Genomic DNA, 7,316 nt, shown 5'->3' with positions numbered 1-7,316 from the left:
GGCGGCGCGATGGCCGCGGCAAAGGCCGGGGTGTGCAGCCCAGCGAGACCGAGCAGTTTCAGGCCGCCAGCTTTGGGGAGGCCGATGAGTTTGCTCAGCAGCCTTTCTTGAACGAATCAACTACCGCCGGCCTAGTGCCCGTGGCATCAGCTTCGGAATCGACGCCGGACACTGCCGGTGCGGCAGCCGACGCGGCGGCGCTGGAAGCCGGGCGGAAGAAAAAGCGGCGCTCGCGGGGTGGTGCCAAGCGCACGGCCCGCAAGCACGCGCTGCGATTGGCGGCCGAAATGGGCCTGAACGAGGGCCAACTGGCCGCTTCTGACGCGGCACTGGAAGCCGCAGCGGCGCAGGTTGAAACAGTAGGCAGCGCCACTCCAACAATTGAGAACACGGTGACTGGCGCTGAAGTACCCGAGCAGCTGCGCGACCGCCGGAACGATGGCGGCCGGGGCGTGACGCGGGTGCCGCTGTTTGCCGCTCCGGCGGTTTTGGCGACTGATGCAACGAATGAAGTGGCTGGCGAAGAGACTATTCCGGCCGCTTCGACGGAGGTAGCAGGGGAGTCGCAGCAGCCAGCTTCGACTTCTTCTTCACGCCGCAATCGCAACCGCAAAAAGAAGAAGGGCAACCATCCTGCAATTGCCGAGACGGCGGCCGAAGCCGGAACGGAAGTCTCTCCAGTCGCAGCACCGCGTGGGGCAGTGGAGGCGGTTGTGGATACCGAAACCCTGAATGCAGCCCGCGGAAACGAGCAGCGCGATACCCGCCGCCCGCAGGAACAGTCCGTGGTAACGCTGCCGACACCCTCCGCCGCGGGGGCGGTGGCCGTTACGCCGGTGGTATTTGTATCGGCCGAAACTGTTGCGCCGGCCGAGTCCAGTCAGCCCGTTGCACCGAAAGCGTCGAAACCCTCGAAGCGTAAGAGCCGGCTGCAGGTGGGCGGCCGCACGGAGAAGCCTGCCGTTGACACGCCGATAATTCCGGTGGATGCAGTGCCGGCGGTACGTACGCAAGTGGCTGCCGGGCGCCTCACGGGCACTTCGGCGTCGCTGGTAGAGCCGAGCGCACCGGCTAAGGCTGAGAAAGCCCCCATTACGAAACCGGCAAAGGCAAAAGCTGGTGCCAAAAAGGCCGCAGCTACTGAGCCGGCTTTCACAGTGCCAGCTGTTACGACCACAGTTGAAACAGCTACGGAGACTTCGGGCGCGACAGAAACGCCCAAGAAAGGCGGACGGGCCTCCAAGGCGAAAGCGACTCCGCAACAGGCGAAGTTTGTAAAAACCACTGAACAGACACCCGTAGCAACTGCCAAGACTTCGGTTCCAACAGCTGTTCCGACAGCCAAAGCAGCCAAGTCTAAGAATGCCAAAGCACCGGCTACCTCGGCCGCTGGTAATGCCGATGCACCGCAAGCAGCGGCAAGCGAACCGTCGGCAGCGGCCATAGCCAAGAAACCGGTAAAAGAAGCCGCTACGCCTGTTGCTGCGAAACCCGCTGCGGCGAAAATGGCCAAAGCTGCTTCGGCCGACAAGAATGCAGTTGTAGCGGCATCTCAACCGGCAAAACAACCGGCTGCTCCAGCCAAAGCGAAGGCAGCGAAGGTTGCATCTAAAACGGACGAAGCCGTTGCTGATAAGGTACCAGCTAAATCAGCTTCGCCCAAAAAAGCGGCGGATGGAACGTCGACCAAACCGGCTGTGAAGCGGAAGGCTGCGCCTAAAGCTGACGCTCCTAAAGCGGATGCCCCCCAAGATAGGCCCGTCAAGCCGGCGGCTAAAGCCCGGACGCCGAAGAAGCCCGCCGCGTAGCGTAGCAGAATTTGCGGCTGATACTCGGCCTTTTGCGTTAATTCATTTCCAAGCCCGGCCTTTTTCGCCGGGTTTGGTGTTTCAGTACCTCCCCTACCCCGCTCCCATATGGCCCACGCTGCTCCGCACACCAACCGCCTCGCCCAGGAAACCAGCCCCTACCTGCAACAGCATGCTCACAACCCCGTGGATTGGTACCCGTGGGGCCCGGAGGCGCTGGCCCGCGCCCAGGCCGAGCAGAAGCCCATTCTGGTGAGTATTGGCTACGCGGCCTGCCACTGGTGCCACGTGATGGAGCGCGAATCGTTTGAGAACGAGGCGGTGGCGGCGGTGATGAACGCGCATTTCGTGTGCATCAAGGTCGACCGCGAGGAGCGGCCCGACGTGGACCAGATTTACATGGATGCCCTGCACGCCATGGGCCTGCAGGGCGGCTGGCCCCTGAACGTGTTTCTGACGGCCGACGCCAAGCCCTTCTACGGCGGCACCTACTTCCCGCAGGGCAACTGGACCAAGCTGCTCACCAACATTGGCCAGGCCTACGCTGGCGAGCACCGCGCCGAATTGGAACAGTCGGCCGAGCGGTTTATGGAGGTGATTGGCCGGAGCGAGCTGGCCAAGTACGGCAGCCACAATCAGAACGCCGCCCAGGAAGCCGACTACACAGCACTGCAGGCCATCGGTGTAGCGCCGGAAACCGGCCCGGCCGGCGTATCCGACGATGAATTCAAGCTGCTGGTGTACAACCTGAGCACGAATTTTGACCGAGAGCGCGGCGGCATGAACCGCGCCCCGAAGTTTCCGATGCCCAGCATCTGGCGGTTTTTGCTGCGGGCGCACGCCATCAGCGGCAGCCGCGCAGTGCTGGACCAAGCTGTGCTGACCCTGCGCGAAATGGCCTGGGGCGGCATCTATGACCAGGTGCATGGCGGTTTTGCCCGCTACTCGGTGGATGGCGAGTGGCTGGCCCCGCACTTTGAAAAGATGCTGTACGACAACGGCCAGCTGGTGAGCCTCTACAGCGAAGCCTTCCAGCTGACGCAGGACGAGCTTTTTCGGGAAACGGTGTACGACACCGTCGAATTTGTACGGCTGGAATTAACTAATCCTGACGGCGGCTTCTACTCTTCGCTCGATGCCGATAGCGAGGGCGAAGAGGGCAAATTCTACGTCTTTACGAAAGAAGAATTGCGCGACATTCTTGGCGACGAGGAGCCGCTGTTTTCCGACTACTACAACTGCACCGCCGCCGGCAACTGGGAGCACGGCCGCAACATCCTGCACCGCCGCGAAACCGACGAAGCTTTTGCCGCCGCCCACCAGCTGGCCCCCGGCGTGCTGCCCGAGCTGGTGGCGGGCTGGAAGCAGAAAATCATGGCTGTGCGCGCCACCCGCGTGCGCCCCAGCCTCGACGACAAAGTGCTGACCGGCTGGAACGCCCTGATGCTACAGGGCCTGACGGATGCCTACCGGGCCTTCGGCGAGCCCGAGTTTCTGGCCATGGCTGAGCACAACGCCCGCTTCGTTGAAGCCAAACTGCGCGACGGCGCGGGCCTGTTCCGCACCTGCAAGAATGGCCGCGCCAGCATTCACGGCTTCCTCGAAGACTACGCGCTGGTTATTCAGGCCTACATCAGCCTCTACGAAATCACTTTCAAGGAACAGTGGCTGCGCGAGGCCGAAACGCTGACGGAGTACGTGCGAGCCAACTTCTTCGACCCCGCCGAAACGCTGTTCTTCTACACCGACAGCCGCGCCGAGCCGCTCATTGCCCGCAAAAAAGAACTGTTCGACAACGTGATTCCGGCCTCCAACTCCATCATGGCGCACAACCTGCGCCGCCTGGGCCGCCACCTCGAAAAGCCTGAATACACCGACTTGGCTGTGGCTATGCTTCAGCAACTACGCCACCTCGTGGTGAAAGAGCCACAGCACCTCACCAACTGGGCCGCGCTCTACGCGGCGCTGCTGCGGCCAGGCGCTGAAATCGCCATTCAGGGCCCCGACGTCGAGGAATTCCGCGAAGAAATCAGCCGCCATTTCCTGTTCGATACCGTGCTGGCCGGCACCGAAGCCGCCTCGGAGCTGCCGCTGCTCAAGCTGCTGCCCACGCCCACCGACGGCCGCACGGCCGTGCACGTGTGCCGCAACTACGCCTGCCTGGCCCCGGTGTATACCGTTTCTGATGCGCTAGCGGCGCTGTAGCCGCCCCCTATTCCCCTGGCCGCATTCTTAAGTTGTCGCCGACAGCATGACTGCACGCCACGAAAACGGGTGCAATCTCCAGACTGCCCGCGTTGGCCGGCCTGCAGTTACGCGCTACGCGCTAAACTGTGGCCAGCCGCCGCCCGCACCGTGTTATCTTTACTATCCGTCTATAGTATCCTAAGTTTTGAGTCTGACGCTTGATTTTATTGCTCCTGTGCCGGTGCCCGCGCCCGAGCGGGTAACGCTGTTTGCCGATGTTATTCTGCCCCTGCCCTTGCCCCGGCTCTACACCTACCGGGTACCGTATGAGCTGAACGACAACGTAGTAGTGGGCGGCCGAGTAATTGTGCAGTTTGGGGCCAAAAAGACGCTCAGCTGCATCGTAGCCGCCGTGCACGAAACCGCGCCCAAAGAATATCAGGCCAAATACATTCTGGAATTCATCGACGACGCGCCCGTCGTCACACAGCCGCAGCTCAAGCTGTTTCGCTGGATGGCCGACTATTACCTCTGCACCATTGGCGAGGTCATCAACGCGGCGCTGCCCTCGGCGCTGAAGCTCAGCTCGGAGTCGCGCATTCAGCTGCACCCCGGCTTTTCGCGGGAGGACAATGAGTATCCGCTTTCTACCCAGGAAGAGCTGATTGTGGCCGCGCTGGGCACCGTGGAAGAAGGCAAGGCCCTGACGTTTACCGAAGTGGGCGACCTGCTGGGCGTTACGTCCTTCCACAAGGTCATCAAGTCGCTGATGCACAAGGACGTGATTTTCCTGTTCGAGCACACGGCCGACAAGTACGCGCCCAAGGTGGTAAAGAAGGTGCGGCTGGCGCATCATTACATCTCGGAAGCCTCGCTGGAGCGGCTGTTTGAGCAACTCACCAGCAAGCCCAAGCAGCTCGACGTGCTAATGAAGTACATGCAGCGCGTGCCCGTGTACCAGAACGAGCACGCCAACCAAGCCGGCTTGGAAAAGGCCTACCTGAGCAGCAGCCCGCACCTCTCGGCCTCGGCCGTGAACACGCTCATCAAGAACGGCGTGTTGGAGCAGTTTGACCAGATTGTGAGTCGCTTCCCGCTCGAAAACGAGGGCGTGATTCAAATGAACTTCACGCTGACGGAGGCCCAGACGGCCGCCCGCGACGAAATCATGGCCCACTTTGCCGAGCGCGAAATCGTGCTGCTACACGGCGTGACGGGCGCGGGCAAAACCGAGATTTACATCGACCTCATCCGCAAAGCCATGGACAGTGGCGGGCAGGTGCTCTACCTGCTGCCCGAAATTGCCCTCACCGCCCAGATTGTGACGCGCCTGATGCGCGTGTTCGGCTCGCGGCTGGGCGTGTATCACTCTAAATTCTCCGATAACGAGCGGGTGGAAGTGTGGAATGGCGTGCTCTCGGGCCGCTTCCAGGTAGTGGTGGGCGTGCGCTCGGCGGTGTTTTTGCCCTTCGACAACCTCTCGCTCATCATTGTGGACGAGGAGCACGAATCGAGCTACAAGCAGTACGACCCCGCCCCGCGCTACAACGCCCGCGAAGTGGCCCTGATGATGGCCAATTTCCAGGGCGCGAAAACGCTGCTGGGCTCGGCCACGCCGGCCGTCGAAACCTATTATCAGGCCAAACAGGGACGCTACGGCCTGGTTTCGCTCACCAAACGCTTCGGCGAAGCGGGCATGCCGGAAATTGAGCTGTTGGACACGCGTAAGGCCCGCGAGCAGAAAACCATGCACAACCACTTCACCGCCGACCTACTGGGCGAAGTGGAGCGCACCCTGGGCCGCCAGGAACAGGTGATTCTGTTCCAGAACCGGCGCGGCTACGCGCCCGTGGTGGCCTGCCAGGACTGCGGCTGGATTCCCAAATGCACCAACTGCGCCGTGAGCCTCAGCTACCACAAGCACAGCCACGAGCTACGCTGCCACTACTGCGGCTACCACGACAGCATGGTGACCAAATGCCCCGCATGCGGCTCACGTGCCGTGAAAACCCAAGGCTTCGGCACCGAGAAGATTGAGGACGACCTCAAAATCATGCTCCCGCAGGCCAACATCCAGCGGATGGACTTGGATACAACCCGCGCCAAAAACTCCTACCAGCAAATCATCGCCGACTTCGAGAAGCAGGCCACCAACGTGCTGGTGGGCACCCAGATGGTAACCAAAGGCCTCGATTTTGCCAACGTGAGCCTCGTGGGCATCATCAATGCCGACAGCATCATTCACTACCCCGACTTCCGGGCCCACGAGCGGGCTTACCAGATGTTTGTGCAGGTGAGCGGCCGGGCCGGGCGCAAGGGCAAGAAGGGCAAGGTCATCATTCAAACGGCCGACCCCACGCAGGTGATTTTCGACAAGGTCATCCGCAACGACTACATCGAGTTCTACAACTACGAAATCGTGCAGCGCCACGAGCACGGCTACCCGCCCTTCATGCGCGTCGTCAAAATGACGGTGAAGCACATCGACCAGGAAGTGGGGCAGGCCGCGGCCATTCTACTCACACAGGAGCTGGTGGCGCGGCTGGGCCAGGCCGCCGTGCTAGGCCCCGAAGCGCCCTACATCTTCCGCATTCGCAATTTCTTCCTACAGGAAATCACCATCAAGCTCGACCGCGCCCATACCGTGCTCAAGCACGCCAAGCAGCAGATTCTGGAGGCAATGGACGTAGTGAAGGACCAGAAGGAATTCCGCCAGGCCCGCCTCGTGGCCGATGTGGACCCGATGTAAATCACGGATTACACGGTTTTGGACGTTGTAAGCGACGCTCACAGGCACGAAAAAGCCCCTTCTGCTAGCGCAGATGGGGCTTTTTGCTTGTACCGAAATACGAGTTGCTTATACCTGGTCGAGCAGCCAGAGCACGATGAACACCAGACCGATGATGGCCACGATGGAGCCAATCAGGCCGTTGATGAGGCCGAGCAGCAGGCCCACCAGCAGCAGGATGAGGCCAATGCGCAGGTTGCCATTGATGCTGCCTTTGGCCGTGGAGGCGGTGTTGTCGTGCTGGCGCACCGAGCCCGACTTCTGCATCAGCTTGTCCATTTTGCGCGTCACCTTGTTTAGCGCAATGCGCTGCACCAGGCTGGGCTTGGTGGCAGGCGCGGCGGCTACCGTGTTCGTGGCAGCCTGGGCCGCAATTTCCCGGGAGGCAATTTCGCGGGCGGCAACGACCTTTTGGGCCGGCTGGGGCTTAGCGGCAGCAGGGGCAGTGGTGGCCGACGCAGCTACCGTTTCCGCTACGGGTGCAGCAGCTTCAGTCGGTTCGGCCGGGGCGGGCGTGGCAACGGCTACCGGCG

The 7,316-nt window shown here is 61.7% G+C and carries 4 protein-coding genes; 3 read left to right on the top strand and 1 reads right to left on the bottom strand.

From position 1 onward, the window contains the following. The 3 genes from ACYVDE_RS10725 to priA all read left to right on the top strand — a co-directional run. Positions 1–1,808, top strand: a 1,808-nt coding sequence (locus ACYVDE_RS10725; protein WP_460501511.1) for a hypothetical protein, incomplete at its 5' end; no start/stop codon positions are given. A 108-nt stretch (positions 1,809–1,916) separates the two neighbouring features. Further along, complete coding sequence (locus tag ACYVDE_RS10720; protein ID WP_460501510.1) at positions 1,917–4,013, top strand: thioredoxin domain-containing protein; 2,097 nt, start codon at positions 1,917–1,919, stop codon at positions 4,011–4,013. Positions 4,014–4,200: 187 nt separating this feature from the next. Next, positions 4,201–6,744, top strand: coding sequence for a primosomal protein N' (priA, locus tag ACYVDE_RS10715; protein WP_460501509.1), 2,544 nt, complete (start codon positions 4,201–4,203; stop codon positions 6,742–6,744). 108 nt (positions 6,745–6,852) lie between these two features. Here the strand turns inward: priA and ACYVDE_RS10710 are convergent. After that, positions 6,853–7,316 (bottom strand): hypothetical protein (locus tag ACYVDE_RS10710; RefSeq protein WP_460501508.1); only part of this gene is annotated, 464 nt, incomplete at its 5' end.

Source organism: Hymenobacter agri, from assembly GCF_054778495.1.
This window is presented reverse-complemented; position numbering and strand designations above follow the sequence as displayed.